The sequence below is a fragment of the Pararobbsia alpina genome, from assembly GCF_965118125.1.
Lineage (GTDB): Bacteria > Pseudomonadota > Gammaproteobacteria > Burkholderiales > Burkholderiaceae > Pararobbsia > Pararobbsia alpina_A.
Window position 1 is genome coordinate 1,765,626 of sequence record NZ_OZ221288.1, and the last position, 23,180, is coordinate 1,788,805.

Genomic DNA, 23,180 nt, shown 5'->3' on the forward strand with positions numbered 1-23,180 from the left:
GCGGCGCCATCGGTCAACGCGTTTTATGGAGTCACGTCACGCCCGCGTGGGCGTGGCGACCACGCGCGGACGCAGCATCGTCATGACGAAATAGACGCCGCCGCCGATTACGACGCCGAAGAACCAGCCATAGGTCCCCCACCAGATCGGCAGCACGGTCGTCAGGTTCGGCAGGAACGTCGAAAACACGCTGCCCACGGCGGCGGCGATCAAGGCGTTGATGTTCCAGCCGCCTTCATAGCGATATTCGCCATGTTCCTGGTACAACGCGGCAACGTTGATGTTGCCCTTCGCCACCAGGTAGTAGTCGACGAGGATGATGCCGAGCAACGGCCCCATCGTCGCGCCGATCGCATTGACGAAGTGCGCCGCATTGCCTTCCCAAGGCGAAGACGGATACAGCACGAGCGCAATGGCGGCCGCGATATACCCACCCTTCTTGAAGCTGATTTGCCGGGGAAACACGTTCGAAATATCGAACGATGCGGAAACGAAATTGGCCACCACGTTGATGCCGAGCGTGGCCACCGCGAACGTCAGCGCTGCGATCAGTGCGAGCACCCAGCTGTCGAACTTTGCCGAGATCTGTTCGGGATGCAGCAACACTTCGCCATAGACGCGATATGCCGCGATCGTCGTGACACCCGCCACGAGCGAGAACGCGATCAGATTGACCGGCAGTCCCCACAAATTGCCCTTGCGAACGGCATCGCGATCCTTTGCGTAACGGGAGAAGTCACAGAAGTTCAGATAGAGCGCCGCGAAATACGTGACCCATGTCGCGCCCACCGCCATCAGCGCCCAGAACGACCCCGGGTCGCCGCTCACGCCGACGTCTTTGGTCTTGTCGAGCAACAGGCTCGTCGGAATGCCGCTCTCGAACGAGAAGCCACCCGCCTTCACGCACAAGCCGATCGCCAGAATCAGCATCGCGATCCAGACCGCCGGGCCGGCCCAATCCTGAAACTTGCGAACCGTCTCCATGCCCTTCTGAATGATCAGCAGCTGCAACGCCCAGATCACGACATAACAGATCACTTCGAGACCCGAATGGCTCAGGAAGTGCGTGCTTTGATGGAACAGCAGCATGTGGTCGTCGCGGATCAGCAATGCCACGAGCGCGCTCGAGGCCGCGGCCGTCTGCGCGCCATACCAGAAGCACGCGACCACGGCGCGCACGAGTGCGGCAAGGTTCGCGCCCCACACGCCGAACGATGCACGTGCGAGCACCGGATAAGGCACACCGGTCTTCTCGCCTGCGTAGCCAATCAGGTTCATCAACGCGAAGATCACGAGCGATCCAATGCCGATCGCGAGCACGAAGTTGATGAAGGTGCCGCATAGCAGGAACAGGCTCGCGGCGAGGTAATAGCCCCAGAGGCTATGCACGTCCGAGGTCCAGACGTTGAAGATGCTGAAGGCGCCCCAGTTGCGCACGCGGCTCGGCGCAAGGTCTTCGTTGTAGAGGCCGGGGGAAGGGTCTCGAATGTCCATCTGTCACCTCCTTTCAGTGCGTGAAATAAGGAAACACAGCCTGGCGGCCTTGGACAGCGATACTCCGAGCGATACCCCGGCGCCTGAGCAGGCTCGTAGGCAAGCACTGTACGTGCTTTGGAGGACTCTTCTAAATGGGTTAACCCCAAGTTACAGATCTTATTGGCTAGGCAACACCTCGATCCGTAGTGGCTCGCCGCCCTCCGCGATCACGATAAGACGATCGACGTTCGGATGCGCGCCGGGTCGATTGCGCGCATCGGCCGTGTGTTCGCCGAACACCGCAAGGCCATGCTCGGCGGCTTTCGCATCGAGCGAGCCGAAGACGGTTTTCAAATAGTGGTACACCGCCACCGAGCCCTGCTTTCCCGGCTTGTTCTCGATGGTCGCGACGACAGTGCCTGCGCCGTCGACCAGATCGATATGGTCGATGCCTTCGATCGAAGGCAATTGGGACAGGTTGTCCTTGAATACGGGGGTCGGCTCGATCATCGGTCAATCCTTGGTCAATACGATCGTTGAGGGGGCCCGTATCTTAGCGCCAGTGAGGGCACGCGTGGCGAAACGCCGATTCGCCCGGAGTATTTCGTCCCGGACTCATTGTCGCCAGCCTATCCGTACGCAGCGTTGCGTCGATATGCGATTGCGCGCCGGTTCGGAAGATGTGCAATGGCCTACGACGCCGCCTTGTCGAAGTCCGCGGACAAGCTCAGCTCGCGCTGACTCTCGATGTCCTGTGTGCGCTTGTGCATGCGCTCGACGACTGCATTGAAGCCCCATTCGCCGAGTACCAGATGGCGCGGCGCCTCGGTGTTGCGTGCGATCGCGATCATGGCTTCGCCGGCTCGCACCGGGTCGCCCGCTTGCGTACCGCTCAATTGCCTGGTCATCGCAAGCCGCTTGGCTGCGGTTTCCGCATAGTCGGCAATCGAGCTCGGCGTCTGACGCAGCGACCGGCCGCCCCAATCCGTGCGGAACGGGCCGGGCTCGACGCACGTGACGCCGACGCCCAAAGGCTCAAGCTCGGCGCGCAGCGCATCGGACCAGCCTTCGATTGCGTGCTTCGACGCCGCGTAATATCCCGAGCCCGGAAATCCGATCAGACCCGCCACTGACGTGATGTTGATGATGTTGCCGCTGCGCTGCGCGCGCATCACCGGCAACACGGCGCGCGTGATCGCGAACAGGCCGAACACATTCGCGTCGAATTGCGCCCTGATCTCCGACTCTTCGCCTTCCTCGACGCTGCTCTGATAACCGTACCCGGCATTGTTCACGAGCACGTCGATCCGGCAGAATTTCTCACGCGCCGCCGCAACGGCCGCGTCGATATCGGCTTGCTTCGTCACATCGAGCTTGAGTGCGATGGCGCGATCCTGAGCGCCCTCCACGATATCGGCCACACTCGAAGCGTCACGCGCAGTCACGATCGCGCGCCAGCCGCGCTCGACGATCAACGTCGCCAGCGCTCGGCCGAGGCCGGTAGAACATCCAGTAATGAGCCATACGGGGGTATCGGCGTGTGCCATGGTCTATTCCTGAGAAGTGTGCGACTGCACGTGGAAAGGGGATGGATCGAGTCGTTGCGGCGCAGCCCGACGAGACATACATATGAGGAAATCAACACTCGATTGAAGCATAGCTCATGTCGTGTTGCACGTGCGCGGCTGCTGGTGACAGTCCGTGAACGCAAGCCCATCAATCCGGTCGTATTTGAACGGCACGCGCCGATGCCGAGGCGCGTTGCATCATTCGCGTTCGACATGGTGAAGTCGAGCCATGGCACATCACGCATTTCGGTCGCAGTGAGTACTTGCGCCTTCACTAGCCGATCACTACGCATCGAAGCCGCCGCGATCCCAATGCCGGCGCTGATGTATCTGGAGATTTGACTGATGAATGACGAATGAGTGAATAAAACATCGCGCAAGTAAGTTTGACTCAACTATACGGCCCAACGGTCGTTAGCCAGTCATAGAGGTACGAAGTATTGCGCACAGGCGTGCGAAAAAGTGTGACCGACAACGCAACAGAATCAGGTTGTCAGAAATGCGAAGTAAAGCGGTGCGCCGTCAGGGCGATCGCGAATATGGCCCTGAAAAGGGCCCGGATACGGTGCGTCGGAAAGATAGCGCGCACACGGGGTAACACATCGCAGGCACGGACAGTGCGGTTCGCAGCGGTCCATGTTCCAGCGATGACTGCGGGGAAAAAGAAGATGCTGAATAGCCCTACCAAATCGCTTCGTCCGATCGCGGACGTCGCACGCAAAGACGTCGCGTCAATGGACGATCGAGTTTTCGCGCTCATTCAAAAGGCGCTGACCGGACTGCTGACGTCCGAAACCGTCGCCATCGAAGTCGGCGTGGCAAAGCAACGAATCTCCGAATGGCGAAGGGACGCCCGGCGCTATGAAATCGTCCGGGATCTGCCCCTCGACGAGTATCAGGCTCTCTACAGGCAAAGCGTCCGCCAGGGCGTGTCGCTCAGCGTGCTGGTCGACACTGTCGGCGAGCAAGGCTATTCCGACTTCGCACGGATCGAATTCCTCAAGCAACAAGGATATTGGGCCGACCTCGTCGGACCGGATGACGACAACGACGAGTGACCACCGGGGGCGCTGCTGATCGCTGCTGATCGTTGCTCGATCCGACCGCGTCGGTCAGCCCCCGACGTTGCGCTGAACGGGCCGGATCGTGTCGCGCGCTCTCAAAGCAACGCCCGACGTCCGCGATCTAGATCAGCCCCGGATACGTGCCGCCGTCGAGTTGAAGGTTCTGTCCCGAGATAAAACCGGCCTGCGCGCTGCAGAGAAACGCACAGGCGTCGCCGAACTCGGCCGGCGTGCCAAAGCGCTTGGCCGCGACCGTCTCCGTGATGCGTCGCCGCGCTTCGGCCATGTCGATGCCTTGCGCCTTCATCATGCGTTCCGCCATAAACCGTTGGCGGCCTGTGTCGATACGTTCGGGCAGCAGGTTGTTGATCGTCACGTTGTCGACCGCCGACTCGAGCGCCATGGCTTTGGAAAAAGCCGTGAGCCCGGTGCGTGCTGTCGTCGACAACGCCATGTGCGGACGCGGACTTTTCACCATCGCCGATGTGATGTTGACGATGCGTCCAAACCGCCGCGCGCGCATCCCGGGCAGCAGGGCGCGGATCAGCAGGATCGGCGCAAGCATGTTGGCCTCGAGTGCGCTGACCCATGCGGCATGGTCCCATTCGGACAAGGATCCCGGCGGCGGACCCGCATTGTTATTGACGAGAATATCGGCGTCGGGACATGCCTGAATTAATGTGGCGCGCCCGCTCTCCGAGTTGATGTCCGCGACAACCGTCGCAACCTCCACGCCGGTTTCCTGCGCAATGGATTCGCGCGCGCGTTCAAGGCGGGACAGGTCGCGTCCGTTGATCGTGACCACACAGCCCTCTCGTGCGAGCGCCGTCGCACAAGCCAGTCCAAGCCCTGCCGACGAAGCCGCGACGAGTGCTTTACGTGATTGGATGCCCAAATCCATGGTGATTCCTTGTTATCGCTGTGCAGCGTGTGTTCGCGCGGTCAATGCGCACGTGAATCAAAGCGACGACGTAGAGACAATCACTCACCCATCACGGTGTTGCGTAGCACGCCGATCGCATCCACTTCGACTTCGACGACATCGCCCTCTTTCATCCACACCGGGGGCGTGCGTCGCGACCCCACACCACCCGGCGTGCCCGTCACAATGACGTCGCCGGCAGCAAGCGGCGAAAACGTCGAGATATGCGCGATCAATCGCGGGATGCCGTGGATAAGCTTGTCGGTCGTGGTGCGCTGCATCTCCTGCCCGTTCAGGCGCGTCACCAACGTCATCACCCGATCGTCGGGAATCTCGTCGCGGCTCACCATCCACGGACCGAACGCGCCAGTGCACGCAAAGTTCTTTCCGGCCGTCCATTGCGATGTAGCGAGTTGCCAGTCGCGCACGCTGGCGTCGTTGTAGCACGCGTACCCCGCGATATGTTCGTAGGCGCTCGCTTCGCTGATGCGGCGCCCCGCTTTGCCGATGACGATCGCGATTTCGCCTTCGTAGTCGAGCCGGGTCGACTCGCGTGGCGCGATGATGGCAGCCGCATGCGCAAGCTGCGAATCAGGCACGCGCAGGAAGATCGTCGGATGCTCGGTGACTTCACGTCCGCTTTCCTGGACGTGCTCGGAGTAATTCAAGCCCACGCAAAAAATCTTGCCCGGATCGGGGATGACGGGAAGCAGCTGCACCGCCTTGAGGTCCAGCGTCTCTGTGGCTTGCAACGCAAACCGTGCCGCGTCGCGCATCAAGTCTTGCGCAATCAGGCTTTTGAGGTCAGGCGCGCGCGCCCCGAATTCACGGCCAAGGTCAATGACGCGATCGGCGACAACTGCACCGTAGCTCTGGCGTTGCTGGTATTGGAAGCTGATGTATTTCATGGGCGCAATAAAGACTCAGTGCGAGGCGTATCGCCGCTAGGGCAAGGCCTGTCACGTTAGTGGACGTCTTCACTGCGGACAATTCAGAAATATTGACGAGAACGTTGAGAGGCGTTGAACGATGCGCCCTCTATGTCAGCGTCTCAAGACGCAAGGCGCGTCGCCCCCGAAAATTAATAGAAAAGCTGCTCATCAAATCGCGGTGCGGTCAGGCGCTCGATCCACCAGCGCAGCGCTTTGCCGTCTTCGTCGGTGCGCCAGGCGATACGACTTTCCGCGGGCGGGTGAGGAATCTGCACATCCAGGATCTTGAGGGCGCCGGCCTCGACGTGCGCCGCCGCAAGGTCACGCGGAAGAAATCCGCACGACGTGCCCTGCAGGATGGCCTGAAGCTTCGACATCGTGTTCGGCACGTAAAGCACATCGCGGTTGTGCAGCAACCCGCGCCTCAAGCGCGGCAACGACAACGTCGTGTCCGAGATCACCACGGATCGATGCGACTGGACCATTTCGTTGGTCACCTCGCCTTCGACGCGGGCAAGCGGATGACTCGCCGCGACAGCAAACACGAAACGCATCTCGTGCATCACGATCGATTCATAGCCACCACCCGGCGGCCCCTCGGCCGGTGCACCGACGATCAGATCGGTGCGGCCGGAGAGCAGTGCGTCCCAGCATCCCGATCCGGCTTCCTGAGTGATGTGCAGCGCAGTGTCCGACGTCGTTGCGTAAAACTCGTCGAGCACCGACATCAACGTCTCCATGCGCACGACGTGATCGGCCGCGATGCGCAGCCTCGGCTCCCATCCCGTCGCGAGTAGCTGAAGCCCGTCGTTGAACTCACCGACCTGAGCGAGCAATTGTCTGCCGCGCTCGAGAATCGTCCGGCCTTCCGCTGTGAAGTGAGCCCGTCGCCCGGAGCGGTCGAATAGGGTAATCCCGAGTATTTCCTCAAGCGTCTTGACCGAGTGCGTCACCGACGACGTCACAACGCAAAGATGTTGCGCCGCGCCGGCAAACGAGCCGTATCTGTCGATAGCGTCCAGCACGTTCAAGCTCTCGAGCGGGATTTTGAATAGGCGGCGGCTCATCGTTCAATCCAATGCAACTCAGGTGTCAAATTATGTCAATTGTGCCGCAATGTACGCGTCGCTAGGCTTGCGTTCACTTACTTCCCGCCCCTATCGGACAAGACGCAAGCATGATCGCCAGCCAGGACCTCACCTCCTACGACGTCGCCATTCTCGGATGCGGCCCCATCGGCGCCACACTCGCAGGACTCCTGGGCAGACGCGGCCTGCGCGTCGTCGTTTTCGAAAGAACGACATCGGTCTATCCGCAGCCGCGTGCCGTCGGATTCGATCATGATGCGATGCGTCTCTTCCAGCGCATCGGCGTCGCGCACAAATTGCTGCCGCATATCGATTCGTTCAGGGACACCGAATACACCGGCGTCGACGGTCAGATCATCCAGCGGCTTCGTCGCGAGCAACCTCCGTTCGCCCTCACGTGGGAGCCGAACTATACGTGCGACCAGCCTGGCGTCGAAACCGTCCTGCGCGAGTCGCTGCACGACATGCCGACCGTGACCCTGCACTTCGGACACGAAGTCACGTCGGTCTCACAGGACGCGAACGGAGTGCGCATCGAAACGCGTTCAGACAGCGACGCAATCGACGATAGCGCATCATGGACCGCCCGCTATGCAGTCGGTTGCGACGGCGCATGGAGCCCGACGCGCGAAAGCCTCGGCCTCACACTGCAGAGCTACGACTATGACGTGTCATGGATGGTCGTGGACGTCAGAGTCGACGACGCACACCTGCACCTGCTCCCCGATGCAAACCGCCAGTATTGCGAGCCGTCGCGCCCATGCTCTTATATCGTGTGCCCCGGCAATCACCGGCGCTGGGAATTCATGGTGCTCGAAGGCGAAGACCGCGACACCCTGCTGTCCGATACCTACCTGTGGTCGCTGCTGTCGCGCTGGCTCAAGCCAGGTCAGGCTGAAATCCTGCGCGCCGCACCCTATCAATTTCACGCCCTTGTCGCGCGCGACTGGCACGGCGGCAGGATCTTTCTCGCGGGCGACAGCGCGCACCAGACCCCTCCGTTTCTCGGGCAAGGCATGTGTCAGGGCCTGCGCGATGCGGGAAACCTCGAATGGAAGCTGGCCAGCGTCATTCGCAATGAGGCTTCGGATTCGTTACTCGACACCTATGTCGAAGAACGCAAACCCAATGTCATCGAAACAACGCTGATCGCCAAACAACGCGGCACGTTGATTTCCGAGCGCGACGAAACCGCCGCCCGTGCGCGCGATGCCGCGTTGCTGAGCTCCGGTGAGCCGCAGACCTTCGTGCGGCAGGACATGATTCCACCGCTTCGCGATGGCCTGATCGCATATGACACGTCGACTTCGGGTGCAGAAGGGATGGCAGGCCGCGTGTTCCCTCAGCCCGAGGTGATCGATGCGCTCGGTCATGCTTCACTGCTCGACGAGCGCTTCGATGGGCAATTTCATATCGTGCTTTCGCAGTGGCCGGATGACGCCGAGCTGCACGCCTTGAACGAGGCACGACATGGATTGAATCTGGTGGTCATCGTCGTCGGAGATACGGTGACCCGACAGCGTGCGCACGCGTATGGCATCGAATGCGTTGTGGAATCGGGAACCGTCGTGCGTGCCTTCCTCGAACGACATGACTGCATTGGCGCGATCGTCCGGCCGGATCACTACGTCTTTGCGGGGTTTCAGAGTATTGAAGCCGCATGCGATGCATTGACGTCATTGAAACGACGCTTGCTTGATGAAGAAGCTTCCGCTGCGGAGTCTAAGTACCTCGACCCTCAATCTTTCCGCGCCTATTTGCGGCCTGCCGACGATCCCAAGGTTGCCGGCATCGAGCAACACGATGCGTATTCCTGGGCTGATCTGTGCATCGCCAATCCGCGCAGCGGACCGATGTTCGCGATGTGGAGAAAACGTCTTGCCGAAGAGTCGTTCCGCGGCATTTCCGCGGACGGGTCGCTCATCGACGATCTCTACGCGCCGCGCGATGAATCCGCACCCGTCGACGAGATACGCGTAGCCGCAGAGGCATTCCTGCAGATCGCATCGGATGCAGAAAGGGCCAAGGTCATGCACCCGCTCGACGCTCCCGCCCGCCGTGCGTGGATGAACCCCGAGGTCTACATGAACCGCTTCGGTCTCAGGCTCGATGAAATCGATGCGCCCAAGCGCGATGCGATCCTTGCCATCCTGAAGGCCAGCCTGAGCGCAAGAGGTTTCCAGAAGGCCCGGCATCTCATGAAGGTCAATGCGTTTCTTGGCGCGCTCACTCATGCGCCCAAGGTCATGAATGAGTACAGCTACAACTTCAACGTGTTCGGCACACCCTCGTCGGACGAACCGTGGGGGTGGAGTTTCTACGGACACCATCTGTGCCTCAATTGCACGATCATCGGGCGGCAGATGGTCTTTACTCCGCTGTTCATGGGCGCCGAGCCCAACGTGATCGACGCAGGTGAGGATCAGGGCGTCGCCGAACTCAACGAGGAGGAAGCGGTCGGCCTCGAACTCATGCGCAGCCTGCCTCCCGCCGTTCGCGATCAGGCCCGGCTTTACGATCTCAAGCGCGATCCTTCGATGCCGGCGGGACGCGTCGCGATTGGAGACGAACTGCTACTGGCAGGCGCGTTTCAGGACAACCGGACCATTCCGTACGAAGGCGTCGCGGTTAAGCAGTTCCCGGCCGAATGCAAAGCGCTGCTGCTCGAGCTCGTTGCGATTTATCACGCCTATCTGCCGACCGGCCCGTTCGAAGCTCGAATGGCTGAAATCCGAAGCCACCTCGACGAGACGCACTTTTGCTGGATCGGCGGATACGGCGACAACGATCCGTTCTATTACCGCATTCAAAGCCCGGTGCTCATTGTTGAATTCGACCATCACGCCGGTGTGTTTCTGTCGAATACCGAACCGAAGAAATTCCATATCCACACGATCGTGCGGACGCCGAACGGCAACGACTATGGAATGGCGTTGATCCGCGCGTGCTGCGAATCGACGCAGCTCAGGCTTGCGGGAGTCGATCGTGAATAACGTGAATCGAAGCCGTGCCACATCGGAATCAACGCTGGTGGCGCTATCGGATGCTGTTGCGCAAGAGGCTGTCGCACCTCGCTTGGCCCCAGTCGCCACCGAACTTGCGCGAGCGCTTGAGCTTCGCCGCGAGGCGGCGATGCGAGACGCTGACATACGCAGCCTGGATACGCTGCTCGACGACGCACTCGCGTATGTGCATTCAAACGGCGTCGAAGACACAAAAGCCCGCTATCTCGCGGACCTGTCGCGCGGCGCCATCGTATATCGCGCCTTGTCGCTCGAGGATATCTGCGTACGGGCGGCTTCCGACGACGTACTGGTGCTGACCGGCATCATGGTCGCATCGATCCGCAAGGTGACCGGCGACATCGACGTATGCAGCCGGTACACGGCCGTGTGGCAAAGGCATCCGGTCAATTCGGATTGGCGGCTCATGCTGTTTCAGGGCACGAAGACTACCGCCTAGAACATTGATGGCGGCGATGACGATGACGATGACGATGGTGTTGGGGATAGTGAAAACAAAGTCGAAGACAAAAACGAAGACCGCGAAGCAACACGGATGAGTACCTTGAACACCTATTCAATGATCGGAGACGGCACTGCCGGCCAGCCTGCATGAAATACGACGTATGCGTGATCGGTGGCGGCATCGTAGGGCTCGCGACTGCACTCGCCGTGCAATCGCGCCGCCCGGGCAGCAGCGTCCTTTTGCTGGAGAAGGAGCCGCGCCTTGCCGCACATCAGACGGGGCACAACAGCGGCGTCATTCATTCCGGCATCTACTACAAGCCCGGCAGTCTCAAGGCACGCCTGTGCCTCGAAGGCGCCTCAGCGATGAAGCAGTTTTGCGACGACAACAACGTGCCATATGACACGTGCGGCAAACTGATCGTGGCGACCGATGCACAGGAGCTGCATCGCATGGAAGATCTGCTCGAACGCGCGACGATCAACGGGGTGCGTGCCAACAGACTGACAAAGGCCGAACTGCGTGCGGAAGAGCCGGCTGTCGACGGTGAAGGCGCCATTCTGGTTCACGATACGGCGATCGTCGACTACACGCAGGTCTGCACGGCGATGGGTGAGCGGCTGCAGCGCAACGGCGCGACGATCCATATGGCGACGACCGTGACGGGCATCCGGGAAAAAGCCGGGCACGTCGAGGTCGATACGCCGGGCGCAAGCTTTTCAGCGAGCAAGCTCATCGCGTGCGCCGGACTGCAATCCGACCGGATCGCACGACTCGCGGGCCTCGACATCGATCATCGGATCATCCCGTTTCGCGGCGAGTACTTTCGTTTGCCAAGCGCCAAAAACGATATCGTCAAACGCCTCGTCTATCCGGTGCCTGACCCGGCGCTGCCGTTCCTGGGCATCCACGTCACGAAGACAATGGCCGGCGGTCAGACCGTCGGGCCAAACGCCGTACTCGGCACGGCGCGCGAAGGCTATTCGAAGCGGGCGATGAATCTGCGCGACGTGTTCGACCTGTCGACGTTCGCCGGCTTCTGGAGACTGCTGATCCGCCACCGGTCTTCGGCGCTGCACGAGATCGTGAACTCGCTCTGGAAGCGAGGCTATCTGCAGGAGTGCCGCAAGTATTGCCCTTCGCTTGCGCTCGACGATCTGTTGCCGATGGGCGCGGGCATCCGTGCGCAGGCGGTGCGTCGTGACGGCTCGATGGTCGACGATTTCCTGTTCCTGCAGACGCCGCACATGTTGCATGTGTGCAATGCGCCTTCACCGGCCGCGACGTCATCCATTCCGATCGGGCGAATGATCGCCGAACAATGTCTGGGCTGAAATGACCATGGAGCGACACATCCGGATTTACGACGTCGGGCTGAACACCGAGGCGGCGTCAACCGTCGTCGGCGCGGGTAACGTGCCCATGATCGAAGGTGCGGATATCGAGCTCTGGCAGAGCTTCGTAGCCCGGGCTGGTGCAGGTCAGCGAGGCATCCCGTTCTATCCCCCGGACGGCGAGAGCTTGCCGCGCTTCTTTGTGTTGCCGGCGCCGCCGGCGGCAGGCGATAGCGACGTCGACTGGGACGCGATCGCAGAGGGGTTTTTCAAGGGCAACGAGATTGACGAGTGCCGCGTCGACGGCGCCCGCCATCCGTTGATGCACAAGACGCCCACGAGCGATTGCGTGATCTTGCTCGAAGGGCGCGTCGGGCTCGTGCTGGACCACGGCGAGCCGCTGGAAATCAGGCCGTTCGATGTGGTCCGCCAAAGCGGGACACATCATGCGTGGATCAATCTCGGACCGGGTCCGGCACTCCTGATTTCGCTGATGCACGGGACATAGCATGCCGGGCCGAGCACATGTTCGTCGCCACAGGTGACGGATTCTATTAAAAAGGAGGAGACACTCATGCAAGCCGATACATCATCTGCTTCGGGCACTGCCCTGACGCGGTTCAATATCTTTGTCGTGCTGCTCATTCCGCTGATGTGGACGTTCGAGGCGTCCGCGATCGGGCCCGCATTGGGCCGCATCGCCGAGGCATTTTCATCGGCGTCGGATTTGCAGATCAAACTCGTGATGACCATGCCTTTCATCACGGCGATCATCTTCAGCGCGGTATCGGGAATGCTGGCCCGCTATGTCGATCGAAAGGTGATCCTGATCGTGGGTCTGGTGATCTACGGTGTCACCGGGATGCTGCCCGCATGGCTCAACGACATCAATTCGATTCTGGTCGTGCGGCTGCTGACCGGCGTCGGCGTGGGCCTCGTATCGCCCATTCCGAATGCGATCATTACCGAGCGATTCGACGGCGAGAAGATGCGCCGCCTGCTCGGCATGACGTCGTCGATCTCGATGGTAGCCAACGTGATCGCGAGTCTCGTCAGCGGCATGTTGCTCGCGTACGGGTGGCAATACCCGTTCTATACCTTTGCCATCGTGTTCGTGATCGCCGTGTTTGCCCTGCTGGGTACTCCCGCCACGCTGCCGCAACGCTCGACCGGCCATGGCGGCATACGTGACCTGCCGCCGGCGGTGTTCGCCATGTTCGCGTTCATGACACTGAACTTCGCGATCCAGGCCATCATCACGACGTCCGTTGCAATGTTCATGACGTCGGACCATATCGGCGAGCCGTGGATGATCGGCGTGGTGATCTCGTTTCCGGGCCTCGCATGCTTTGTGCTGAGCCCGTTTTATCCGGAAACGCTGCGTCTGCTCAAAAGCCTCATCATTCCCGTATCGTTTCTGCTCTATGCGGTTGGCTACTATGTGCTGACGGGTGCGCATACGCCTGTGATGGTGTCGGTCGGCGCGTTTATCGTCGGTGCCGGCAATGCAGCGCTGACGCCGCATATCCTGGCCATGACCTCGGGACGGATTCGTTCGGACCAGCACGACGCAGCCTTCGGCGTGGTCACCGCAGGCATCGGTGCAGGCGTGGTTGCATCGCCGTTCTTCCAGTCGCTCGCCAGTGCGATCGGCGGCACCGGTGCGCCGCGATTCCTGTACCTCGTGGCGGCCGGAACGGCCATCGTGATCGCCGTTGTCGCGCTGGCCGTGTCGCGAGGCACCAGCCGCGTCGTGGCCCACGACTGATCCCCGATACCGACAATGACATCGGCACCATGCCGGAGAACACTATGAAAATCGACGCAGCTGTCGCGCGTGGCATCGGGCAGGCCTTCTCGGTCGAGACGCTCGAGATGGAGATGCCGCGCGACGACGAAATCCTCGTGAGCGTGCGCGCATCAGGTATCTGCCACACCGATATCGCGATGCGCGACCACGAGATCTACCCGATCCCGCACCCGTGCGTGTTCGGCCACGAGGGGGCAGGTGTCGTCGAGCAGGTCGGCGCGTCGGTCACGAAGGTGCGTCCCGGCGATCACGTCGTGCTCTCGTTCAGCTATTGCGGCGAGTGTCCGGCCTGTCGCATGTCGCGGCCCAGCTATTGCGCGCACTTCGATGCACTCAATTTCGAGGGTGGGCGCATCGACAAGAGCAGTCCGCTGTCCCAGGACGGGTGCCTGATTCATACCTTCCACGGCCAGTCGTCGTTTGCCACCCACGCCATCGTGCATCAGAACGCGGCGATCAAGGTTCGCGGGGATGTGCCGTTCGAAGTGCTTGGACCGATGGGGTGCGCGGTGCAGACCGGCGCAGGCTCGGTCATCAACGTGATGGGGCTTCGACCGGGTCATTCGATCGTGATCTTCGGCACCGGGTCGGTTGGGCTTTGCGCGTTGATGGCGGCGCGGCTGGCTGGTGCGGGTCAGATCATCGCGGTCGACTTGAGCGATGAGCGGCTTGAAAAAGCTGTCGAGCTGGGTGCCACGCTTGCGATCAACTCGTCTCGTGAAGATGCGCATGCGCGCATTCTGGATGCCACTGCGGGGCGAGGCGTCGACTTCTCGTTCGACACGACGGCCAATATGAACGTGTTGGAGACGGCGATGGCTGTGCTTGCGCGGCTGGGCACGTGCGTGTTCGTCGGCGGCGCGCCGAAGGGCATGGAGCTTGTCGTCGATGTCGAGCACATGATGACCGGCGGGCGCACGCTGCGCGGTGCGATCCTCGGCGACTGCAACCCTGAGGTCTTTATTCCGCGGATGGCCGATCTGTATAGCCAGGGCAAATTCCCGCTCGACCGCATCGTGACGTCGTATTCGCTCGACAAGATCAACGACGCTGTCGACGACGCGCTGAGCGGGCGATCGATCAAGTCGGTGTTGAAGATGTAGGGAGGCGCGCTCGATCCGGATCGCTCTGGTGACTATTGCTTGCGCGGGGCCCGCTTTTTTGCAGGCGAGCCACCGGCGACACCCGTTGCGGGCAGTCCGAGTCCGGTCAGGAGCGCGTCGATCTGCCGTTCAAACTCGGCGCGGTTGTACGCCACCAGCGCCGAACGCCACAGACCCTGGAGATAGGTGGTGATCACCGATGCCGTCGCCACGGGGTCCATCGACTCCGGCAAGACGCCGCGATCCCTGTCCTGAGTCAGACGCTCGCGCATGCGCGAGCGTACATCCTCGAATCCTTTTTCCGCCCGGTCTCTCAGCTCAGCATCCGCCAGCACATCTTCGGCCGCGGTCGCGGCCATCATGCACAGGCGTGACGGCGTGTTCGGGTCATCAAGGCGATCGAGCGCGAGCTTGAAGAACGCCCGGATGCCCTCGGCGGCAGTCGGCGCGGAAGCCAATGCTTCCATGCGTACGCGCAGCTCCTTGTCGTCGTAGCGCTGAAGACAGGCGAGATAGAGATCCTTCTTGCTTTTGAGCGTGTTGTAGAACGACCCCTCGCCGATCTCCATGACCTTCAGCAAGTCGCGTAACGCCGTCTGCGCATAGCCGTTCTTCCAGAACAGCGCCGTCGCTCTATCGAGCGCTCGTTCGTAATCGAATGAAATCGTGCGTGCCATGCCGCGACTATACCGTAGTTGTAGCGACCGCTAAAGATAATGCTTGACGCGGCATGCTCGTCAACATCATAGTTGTAGCACTCACTACAACTATGCGACCACCGCATCCCGGCTTGTCTGCGCGCTTTGTGCATCGCGCTTCGCAAAAGGCAGCCACCTCATCCGGAGATAGACATGTCCGTTTCTTCCGATCGCACCAGCATGCGCGCGCTCAGCATCGCAGACGCTTGCGAAGCCGCCGTCCTGCCCACTGTGACCGAAACGCTGACGCCCTTCGAAGTCCGCATTCCCGAATCCGCGCTTGAGGATCTCCGAGCGCGACTGAGGCTGATACGCTGGCCGGATCGTGAAACCGTGGCTGACTGGTCGCAAGGCGTACCCTTGTCGTCGGCGAAAGCGTTGATCGACTACTGGCTTCATCGCTACGACTGGCGCAAGTTCGAAGCACGCATCAATCGGTTTTCCCAGTTCCGCACGCATATCGACGGCGTCGGGATTCATTTCATCCATGCTCGCTCGCCGCACCCGAATGCGCTCCCGATCATCCTGACGCATGGATGGCCAGGATCGGTTGCCGAGTTCCTTGATGCCATCGACCGGCTGACAGATCCCACGCGTTTCGGTGGGCAAGCCGACGATGCATTCCACGTCGTCGCCCCGTCGATTCCGGGCTTCGGCTTTTCCGACAAGCCCACCGAGACCGGCTGGGACACTCATCGCATCGCAAGGGCGTGGGCCGTTTTGATGCGTGAAAGACTCGGCTACAGACGCTGGGTGGCTCAAGGGGGAGATTGGGGTTCAGCCATCACCCATGCGATGGCCAGCCAACGTCCGCAAGGGTTGCTCGCCGCCCACGTGAATCTCCCACTCGTTGCACCCGAGGTCTTGCCGATGAATCCGAGCGATAAGGAAACGGCGGCCATCGACTCCATCGAACTGTTCCTCGACCGCAAGGCGGGCTATGCCGATCAGATGAACACGCGCCCACAGACCATCGGCTATGCGCTCAACGACTCACCGCTTGCGCTCGCGATGTGGATCTACGAGAAATTCGGCGAATGGACGGACAACCGCGGTCATCCGGAGGATGCGCTGACGCGCGACCAGATGCTCGACGACATTTCGCTTTACTGGCTCACGGGCACCGGAACAAGCAGCGCGCGACTGTATTGGGAAAGCTGCGGCGGCAAGACCCTTCGTGAGCACACGTTTTTCTCGTCGGTGCGGGCATCGTCAGAGCGCATTGAACTGCCTATGGCAGCCAGCATCTCGCCGCGAGAAAACTACGTCGCTCCACGCGCATGGGCCGAGGCCGCGTGGGCGAATCTCTTTTACTGGAACGAAGTCGACCGAGGCGGACATTTCGCCGCATTCGAACAGCCAGCACTGTTCGCGACGGAGTTGTGGCGAGCGTTCCGGTCGTTTCGCGCCGACGTCGCGGATTCATGACCCTTGATTGCAGCGCGACGGGCGCGCGTGAGCCGACGTCGCAATAACCAATCGTTGGCACCGATCGCGTCGGCTTAAAGCGGGCTCGATCGAAGATGAGCGAATGATGGATGCACCTACTTAGCCCGCGTTGAAAAATCTGACCGCCTTGCCCCATCGAGGCGAACGCAGCGACGGAGATCACTGATCTCATCCGATTTTCAAACTTGCCGGTAATAACCAAGTAGGTTAGCATTCTCATGGAGAAAGGAACGCCACACTGCAAGCTTTCGATAATCCGAAGCCTAGTAGAGAAGGGAAAGGTGCGAGCCACGCGCAACGCTTTTCTAGGTGCTCGCGAGTTTGGCATCGATAACCTCGAAGGTATGTGCGCCGTGGTTATGAGTCTCACCTCAGCGGATTTCTACAAGAGCATGACGACGTATGCAGATCACACAATGTGGCAAGACGTGTACCGACCTTCAACGCCGGTCGGAATCGCATACCTCAAACTAACGGTCGTCGATGGCTTGCTCATTGTGTCGTTCAAGGAGCTCTGACATGAAATGTCCTGTTTGCGGCGCGGCGGAATTGGTCCACGACACGCGAGATCTGCCCTATACCTACAAGGGCGAGACCACGACAATCGGCGGCGTGAATGGCGATTTCTGCCCTGCATGCGGAGAAGTCGTCCTCGAAAGAGAGGAAGGAAATAGATTCAGTGACCTCGTCGGTCAATTCCAACGCGAAGTGAACGCGTCATACGTTGACCCCGCGTACATCGCGGGCGTTCGACGCAAACTCGCTCTTGATCAACGCGAAGCCGCCGAAATCTTTGGCGGCGGCATAAACGCTTTCTCCCGGTACGAAACGGGTAAAACCAAGCCACCGCTCGCCTTGGTCAAATTGTTGAAAGTGCTCGATCGGCACCCCGAACTTCTGTCGGAAGTTCGCGCGCCGTAAAACGGGAGTCTGTTCAGTCAACGCCAATGTATCCGATTCGAGACCTTCCGAGCCAACGCCTAATTCACCGCCCGTCGGCGCGGCCACCACCGAGGCAGGTCTGCGCTCGTTCTGGCAGCTCACACGCCGTTTTGCAGAAACCAACGGGGAGATGGGCGCAAGCGCCCCTGAATCGATGCATATGCAAGACACCGTGGTAACAATCAACTCAGGCGGCGCGGAAGGTCGGATGCGATACTCATGAGTTCGTTTGCACCACGCTCACCGAGGACGGCGCGTGCCTTGGCTTGCGCGCTCACCCAGGCTGGGGTGGCATCACGAAGCAGTGCCTGACCTTGTTCCGTGACATGAAGCAAGCGACGACGGCGGTCCTCGTCTGCCGCCACCTCTGATACCCATCCACGCATGATCAGCGGCTGGAGATTGCGCGACAGTGTCGAGCGGTCGTGGTGGTTCTTGCGGCCGAGATCCGAGCGGCTGAGCGGCCCAAGTTCGGAGATCAGCACCAGCAATGAGAACTGCGTCGCGTTGATGTCGATCGATCGAAGTGCATCGTCGTAGATCGCCGTCATCACGCGCGAGATTTGTCGCGTGCGCGTCAACAGGCAATCACGTGCGATCGAGTGGACGGCGCAACCGGTTGATCCTTGCTCTATGGTCGGTGTGGTGTCTTCAAGAGCGGTGTCTTCGAGTGTCATGTCTAACCTCATCCTGCAAGCGCATACGCGGCGGTCGAGTCAGTCACGTGTGCATGGTGTATTGGATGAGGCGTATTTGACGGCGGTGATGTATCGGCTGGATTTCCTCAGCAAATGTCAATGTATTGATACGTATCGGCAAGTAAGGCGGATACATGGCGATACAAAACGGAGAAACGAGGGGCCTGCAGATGGGTCCGTCAGGAAGCCTCGGGCGTCTCGCCCCACGCCTTCTCGATCGCGCGCAGCGCGCTCATCACGATCGATCGATTGATGGCGGCCGCCAATACGCCGTCGCGTTCGGCATACGCTTCGCACAGGCGCTGGTGATCCGCACATGAGCGTTGCATGCGCCCAGGCAGCGACGTACTCAGATGGCGCAGACGATTGGTTCGCATGCGCATTGAATCGAGCACTTCCTTGAAGATGCGATTGCCGCTGATGCGCAATTCTTCGTCGCGGAACGCGACATTGGCCCAGAAATAGCCATCGATATCGCCCTTTTCGGCGACCTCGGCAAGGCGCCGATTCGCGCGCCAGAGTGCCTCGATATCCTCGTCGGTCGCGCGTTCGACAATCTCGAGCGACACCTGCCCATAGAGCAATGCTCGCAACGCGTAGATCTCACGCACCTCATCGAGCTGCATCTTCGCGACGCGAGGCCGACGACGCGGCGACCACTCGACCAGACCTTCTCGCGACAGTGCAAACAGCGCTTCGCGCACGGGTGTCCGGCTCACGCCGAAGCGCCGCGACAGTTCGACTGAGTTCAGGTCGTCTCCAGGCTGCAAGCGCCCTTCGATAATGCCCCGCGCGACCCAGTCGACGATAGCCGCGACGGGCGTCATATCGCCGTCGTCGCGCCGCAGGCCTTCCTCGTCGTCCTCAGTCACCCGGCGTTCTCCAGAGTCGTTGTGTGGTGCGAATCCATGGCGCAAATCGTGCGCGATTGTAGCAAACACCGCGGGACGCTCCGCCCGATCAAACACACACTGCCCTTGCTAAGTGTATACACTTAATGGAATATTGGCGGTAAATTAGCGATCATCCGTCGAGCAAATCCGCAAACTGTCGACACTATAAGTGCCAGATCGATGTCAGATCACGGCAAGGAGACGAGCATGTACGTGGAGGAGATGACCGACCTGACGCATACCGACGCCGACGCCCGAGCCTCGTCGCGCGAGCCGCCAAGTGTTTCCATGCGGCTCGATCGGTTGCCGCCCACCCGGTATTTCCGTGGTCTCGTGGCGCGCATCGCGATCGGCGGGTGGTTCGAGTTCTACGAGATGTTCATGGCCGCGTACATCTCGCTGGGCATGATTCACGGTGGCCTCTATCACGCGACGACCGCGGGCGTGTTCGACGTGAACGGATTTGCGAGCTTTCTCGGGTCGTTCTTTGCGGGGATGTTTGTCGGCACGGTCGCACTGGGTGGCCTGTCGGACCGGTTTGGCCGGCGTACGGTCTTTACGTTTGCGATGTTCATTTACTCGATCGCCACGCTCGCCGCGGCGTTTCAGACATCTCCCGTCGCGATGGATGCCTGGCGCTTTGTCGCCGGCTGTGGAATCGGTGCGCAGCTCATTACTGTCGACACTTACATTTCAGAGCTGACGCCCAACCGTACGCGCGGTCGATATACGGCGTTCAGCATCCTCGTGATCCTGACGTCGGTCCCTGCGGTGGCGGCCATTTCGTATGCGCTCGTTCCCGCGACGATCTACGGCCTCGAGGGGTGGCGCTGGGTCATGATCATCGGCTCGGCAGGCGCCGTGCTGATCTGGTTTCTCCGGCGCGGCCTGCCTGAATCACCGCGCTGGCTCGAGAGCAAGGGACGCACCGAAGAGGCACGACGGGTCGTCGACACGATCGAGCGCAAGGTGGTCGCCGAAATCGGACATGACCTCGCCGAGCCTGAAAGCCGCAAGCAGGATGACGACAACGCGACAGGAGGCACGTGGTCCGAGATCTGGCACGGACCCTATTTGCGTCGCACGATCATGCTGTCGGTGTTCAACTTCTGCCAGACATTCGGCGTCTACGGGTTTGGCTCGTGGGTTCCGGTGCTCCTCTACTCGAAGGGCATCACGCTGACGCATTCTCTGCTTTACACCATGGTCATCGCCATCACCACGCCGCTTGGCGCGGTCGGCGCGATGCTGTACGCGGAGCGGATTCAACGCAAGTGGCAACTCGTCGCCTGCGCGGCCGTCGTTGCCGGTGCGGGGATTGTCTTCGGCATGGTTCGCGAACCACTCTGGATTCTCGTGTTCGGCAGCGCGGTCACGATCGCCAACAACTGGCTCATCGGCATCTTCCATACCTATCAGGCCGAACTGTATCCGACGCGCATACGCGCGCGGGCCGTCGGCTTTGTGTTCAGCTGGAGCCGGGTGAGTTCCATCTTCGTGGGGTTCTGGGTCGCGGCATTGCTCAAGCACTCTGGCGTGCCCGCTGTGTTCACCCTGATTTCGTCGGCCATGGTGGTCATTGTTATCGTCGTCGGCGTGCTCGGTCCGCGCACGAACGGCGTGCGTCTTGAGGAGTTGTCCCGATGAGTTCGATTGCCGCTACATTCGCGCACGGCATGCTTGAGTTGGCGCAAAGCCCGTTGCGCCTTGACGTATCAAGGGAAGCCAAACGTTCGTTGTTCAACGTGATCGGCACAACGATCGGTGCGTGCGATCACCCTGGCGTCCAGGCGATCCTGGCCACGGCGCATGAACTCGGTGTCGCCGAGATCGCCCCGGTGCTCGGACGGCACGAACGCGTCGACCTGCACTTCTGCGCACTTGCGAACGGATTTGCCGGTCATCTCGATGACTTTGACGACACACACCTCGCGACGGTCATTCATCCTGCTGCGTCGACCCTTGCGGTGGTGACGGCACTCAACCTGCAGACACGACCCTCGGGCGCAGCCGCATTGACTGCGTTCGCCCTGGGATGCGAAGCGCAACTGCGCGTCGGTGTCGCGATTTCGCCGGAGCACTACGACCGCGGCTGGCACATCACGGGAACATGCGGCGTCATTGGATGCGCGGTCACCGCTTCGCTGCTGCTCGGGCTCAACGAAGCCCAGCTCGCTGAGGCGATCTCGATTGCCGCCTCGATGTTCGTTGGCCAGCGCGAGGCGTTTGGCACGATGACCAAGCCATATCACCCTGGCAAGGCCGCTGCGAACGGCATCGCCGCCGCGCGCCTTGCGCAACATGGGCAGCGTGCGGCGCCGGACATTTTCGAAGCGCTGGGCGGCTATGCGCGTTCACTGTCAACGCGTGTCGATTTCGAGCGCATGACCGGCGCGATGGGCGAACGCTGGGAATTGCTGTTCAACACCTATAAGCCCTACCCGTGTGGCATCGTTGCGCACCCTGCAATCGACGGCGGTCTCGCCCTATCGACACGCATCGACGATGTCGATCAGATCGAAGCGATCACGTTGCGCTGCCACCCACTTGTGCCCGAGTTGATGGGCAACCCGAATCCACGCGACGGATTGCAGGCTCGTTTCAGCGCCATTCACGGCGTCGCCGCGGCGTTGTGCGACAAGGTCGTCGGGCTCGCGCAATACGACGATGGTCGTGTCGTGCGGGAAGACGTCGTGCGCGTGCGAGCCTGCACGACGCTTGCGCCGGACCCCTCCGTGAATCGTGACGAGGTCTATATCGAAGCGAAGCTCAAGGACGGCGCCATCGTCTCGCATCACGTCGAGCATGCGCGTGGCAGTCTCGCACGACCTTTGACCGACGACGAACTGCTCGAGAAGGTCCGTCATCTCGTCGAGCCCCATCTGGGCCAAGGCGCGATCGCGCGCATTGCAGCGGTCGTCGATAGCATCGACCAGGCCGCAAATCTCGACCCGCTCTTCACGCATTGCCTGCCGAACAAGGAGGCCGTTCATGCATAACGCTGCCACGCACTCAGCCGTATCGGATGCGCTCGTCGCGCTTGCACAGTCAACGCCGGACGCCGTAGCGCTCGACGAAGCGCGCAGCGCCGTGCTTCGTGCGCGTCAGTGGATCAGTGCATCCAGCGGGACCGCGCGCTCCGCCTCTGGCGACGGCCGTCCCGCGCACTTGATGTCCGGCGCACTGCAGGACAGCCCTTCGGGCGATGCCCGCACGAACGCCTGGGCACATGGCGTCGTACTGTCGAACACCGAGCCCGATCTGTTGACGACGCCGATTCTCGCGGCCGTGATCGCGTGGAGCGATTCGCAGCCCGCGGCTCAAAGCGAGCAGGTCGCGGCCGCCGTCGCTGTCGCTTCTCAAGCCACGACGCGCTTGCTCGACGCAATCGATAGCCCGGAGTTTCGCGAACGCTGGAACGTCGTTTCCGCGCTGGGCGTATTGGGCGCCACGCTTGCGGTGTCACGCCTGGTCGGTCTCGATGCCGGCAAGATGCGCCACGCACTCGGCATCGCAGCCACGCAGGCCGCGGGCCTGGCCCGCAATCGCGACGCATCCTTGCACGGGATCGAAGTCGGTAAAGCCGCCGCCGACGCGATCGAAGCCACCCTGCTCGCCAAACATGGTTTTACGAGCGCAGTGGCCTCGATCGACGGACGGCGCGGACTCGCAGCGCTGATGGCCTATCGCTTCGACGCGAGCGCGATCACCGGAGAATCGACAGCTGCGTGAGTG

Annotated in this window: 22 protein-coding genes; 13 read left to right on the plus strand and 9 right to left on the minus strand. The window is 61.1% G+C overall.

Annotation, left to right across the window (positions count from 1 at the left end):
- Positions 1-36: 36 nt before the first annotated feature.
- From ACMFWR_RS25990 to ACMFWR_RS26000, 3 genes are all read right to left on the minus strand, one after another.
- The gene (locus ACMFWR_RS25990; RefSeq protein ID WP_413195257.1) at positions 37-1,494 is read right to left on the minus strand and encodes an NCS1 family nucleobase:cation symporter-1; all 1,458 of its coding nucleotides are present in this window, start codon (positions 1,492-1,494) and stop codon (positions 37-39) included.
- 159 nt (positions 1,495-1,653) lie between these two features.
- Positions 1,654-1,986, minus strand: coding sequence for a DUF2322 family protein (locus ACMFWR_RS25995; protein WP_413195258.1), 333 nt, complete (start codon positions 1,984-1,986; stop codon positions 1,654-1,656).
- Between the two features lie 182 nt (positions 1,987-2,168).
- Positions 2,169-3,023 (minus strand): oxidoreductase, encoded by an 855-nt coding sequence (locus tag ACMFWR_RS26000; protein WP_413195259.1) that lies wholly within the window; start codon positions 3,021-3,023, stop codon positions 2,169-2,171.
- Positions 3,024-3,778: 755 nt separating this feature from the next.
- On the opposite strand from ACMFWR_RS26000, the gene ACMFWR_RS26005 reads away from it, so the two are divergent.
- On the plus strand, positions 3,779-4,102 hold the full coding sequence (locus ACMFWR_RS26005; RefSeq protein WP_413195260.1) for a hypothetical protein: 324 nt from the start codon (positions 3,779-3,781) through the stop codon (positions 4,100-4,102).
- 127 nt (positions 4,103-4,229) lie between these two features.
- Here the strand turns inward: ACMFWR_RS26005 and ACMFWR_RS26010 are convergent, their stop codons facing one another.
- The 3 genes from ACMFWR_RS26010 to ACMFWR_RS26020 all read right to left on the minus strand — a co-directional run bounded on the left by ACMFWR_RS26010 (position 4,230) and on the right by ACMFWR_RS26020 (position 7,029).
- Positions 4,230-5,009: an SDR family oxidoreductase gene (locus ACMFWR_RS26010; RefSeq protein ID WP_413195261.1), complete on the minus strand. Its 780-nt coding sequence runs from the start codon at positions 5,007-5,009 to the stop codon at positions 4,230-4,232.
- 80 nt (positions 5,010-5,089) lie between these two features.
- Entirely contained in the window at positions 5,090-5,938 is an 849-nt protein-coding gene (locus ACMFWR_RS26015) for a fumarylacetoacetate hydrolase family protein (RefSeq protein WP_413195262.1), read from the minus strand.
- A gap of 173 nt (positions 5,939-6,111) precedes the next feature.
- Positions 6,112-7,029, minus strand: a complete 918-nt coding sequence (locus tag ACMFWR_RS26020; RefSeq protein WP_413195263.1) for a LysR family transcriptional regulator — start codon at positions 7,027-7,029, stop codon at positions 6,112-6,114.
- Positions 7,030-7,139: 110 nt separating this feature from the next.
- Here ACMFWR_RS26020 and ACMFWR_RS26025 point away from each other — a divergent pair, with 110 nt between their 5' ends.
- The 6 genes from ACMFWR_RS26025 to ACMFWR_RS26050 all read left to right on the plus strand — a co-directional run bounded on the left by ACMFWR_RS26025 (position 7,140) and on the right by ACMFWR_RS26050 (position 14,765).
- Positions 7,140-10,043 carry a bifunctional 3-(3-hydroxy-phenyl)propionate/3-hydroxycinnamic acid hydroxylase gene (locus tag ACMFWR_RS26025; RefSeq protein ID WP_413195264.1) on the plus strand — a complete coding sequence of 968 codons (2,904 nt, stop codon included), beginning with the start codon at positions 7,140-7,142 and terminating at the stop codon, positions 10,041-10,043.
- Positions 10,044-10,080: 37 nt separating this feature from the next.
- Positions 10,081-10,512, plus strand: a complete 432-nt coding sequence (locus ACMFWR_RS26030) for a nuclear transport factor 2 family protein (RefSeq protein WP_413197350.1) — start codon at positions 10,081-10,083, stop codon at positions 10,510-10,512.
- 152 nt (positions 10,513-10,664) lie between these two features.
- Positions 10,665-11,852 (plus strand): L-2-hydroxyglutarate oxidase, encoded by a 1,188-nt coding sequence (gene lhgO / locus ACMFWR_RS26035; protein WP_413195265.1) that lies wholly within the window; start codon positions 10,665-10,667, stop codon positions 11,850-11,852.
- A gap of 7 nt (positions 11,853-11,859) precedes the next feature.
- Positions 11,860-12,360 carry a hypothetical protein gene (locus tag ACMFWR_RS26040; RefSeq protein WP_413195266.1) on the plus strand — a complete coding sequence of 167 codons (501 nt, stop codon included), beginning with the start codon at positions 11,860-11,862 and terminating at the stop codon, positions 12,358-12,360.
- Between the two features lie 66 nt (positions 12,361-12,426).
- Entirely contained in the window at positions 12,427-13,620 is a 1,194-nt protein-coding gene (locus tag ACMFWR_RS26045) for an MFS transporter (protein WP_413195267.1), read from the plus strand.
- Between the two features lie 44 nt (positions 13,621-13,664).
- Positions 13,665-14,765, plus strand: coding sequence for an NAD(P)-dependent alcohol dehydrogenase (locus ACMFWR_RS26050; RefSeq protein ID WP_413195268.1), 1,101 nt, complete (start codon positions 13,665-13,667; stop codon positions 14,763-14,765).
- A gap of 32 nt (positions 14,766-14,797) precedes the next feature.
- On the opposite strand, the gene ACMFWR_RS26055 is transcribed toward ACMFWR_RS26050, so the two are convergent.
- A complete protein-coding gene (locus tag ACMFWR_RS26055) occupies positions 14,798-15,442 on the minus strand; it encodes a TetR/AcrR family transcriptional regulator (RefSeq protein ID WP_413195269.1) in 645 nt (214 codons plus the stop codon).
- Between the two features lie 174 nt (positions 15,443-15,616).
- Here ACMFWR_RS26055 and ACMFWR_RS26060 point away from each other — a divergent pair, with 174 nt between their 5' ends.
- The 3 genes from ACMFWR_RS26060 to ACMFWR_RS26070 all read left to right on the plus strand — a co-directional run bounded on the left by ACMFWR_RS26060 (position 15,617) and on the right by ACMFWR_RS26070 (position 17,833).
- Positions 15,617-16,891, plus strand: a complete 1,275-nt coding sequence (locus ACMFWR_RS26060) for an epoxide hydrolase family protein (RefSeq protein WP_413195270.1) — start codon at positions 15,617-15,619, stop codon at positions 16,889-16,891.
- A gap of 239 nt (positions 16,892-17,130) precedes the next feature.
- Complete coding sequence (locus tag ACMFWR_RS26065) at positions 17,131-17,430, plus strand: type II toxin-antitoxin system MqsR family toxin (RefSeq protein WP_413195271.1); 300 nt, start codon at positions 17,131-17,133, stop codon at positions 17,428-17,430.
- 1 nt (position 17,431) lies between these two features.
- Positions 17,432-17,833, plus strand: a complete 402-nt coding sequence (locus ACMFWR_RS26070; protein WP_413195272.1) for a type II toxin-antitoxin system MqsA family antitoxin — start codon at positions 17,432-17,434, stop codon at positions 17,831-17,833.
- Between the two features lie 203 nt (positions 17,834-18,036).
- Here the strand turns inward: ACMFWR_RS26070 and ACMFWR_RS26075 are convergent, their stop codons facing one another.
- Positions 18,037-18,531: a MarR family winged helix-turn-helix transcriptional regulator gene (locus tag ACMFWR_RS26075; RefSeq protein ID WP_413195273.1), complete on the minus strand. Its 495-nt coding sequence runs from the start codon at positions 18,529-18,531 to the stop codon at positions 18,037-18,039.
- Between the two features lie 200 nt (positions 18,532-18,731).
- Entirely contained in the window at positions 18,732-19,379 is a 648-nt protein-coding gene (locus ACMFWR_RS26080; RefSeq protein WP_413197351.1) for a GntR family transcriptional regulator, read from the minus strand.
- 273 nt (positions 19,380-19,652) lie between these two features.
- Here ACMFWR_RS26080 and ACMFWR_RS26085 point away from each other — a divergent pair, with 273 nt between their 5' ends.
- Genes ACMFWR_RS26085 through ACMFWR_RS26095 form a run of 3 tightly spaced genes read left to right on the plus strand, consistent with a single transcriptional unit; the run spans position 19,653 to position 23,177 of the window.
- Positions 19,653-21,092, plus strand: a complete 1,440-nt coding sequence (locus ACMFWR_RS26085) for an MFS transporter (protein WP_413195274.1) — start codon at positions 19,653-19,655, stop codon at positions 21,090-21,092.
- Positions 21,089-22,444 (plus strand): MmgE/PrpD family protein, encoded by a 1,356-nt coding sequence (locus ACMFWR_RS26090; protein ID WP_413195275.1) that lies wholly within the window; start codon positions 21,089-21,091, stop codon positions 22,442-22,444. The genes ACMFWR_RS26085 and ACMFWR_RS26090 overlap by 4 nt, the downstream gene beginning before the upstream one ends.
- Entirely contained in the window at positions 22,437-23,177 is a 741-nt protein-coding gene (locus ACMFWR_RS26095; protein WP_413195276.1) for an MmgE/PrpD family protein, read from the plus strand. Before ACMFWR_RS26090 ends, ACMFWR_RS26095 begins: the two co-directional genes overlap by 8 nt.
- Positions 23,178-23,180 lie beyond the last annotated feature (3 nt).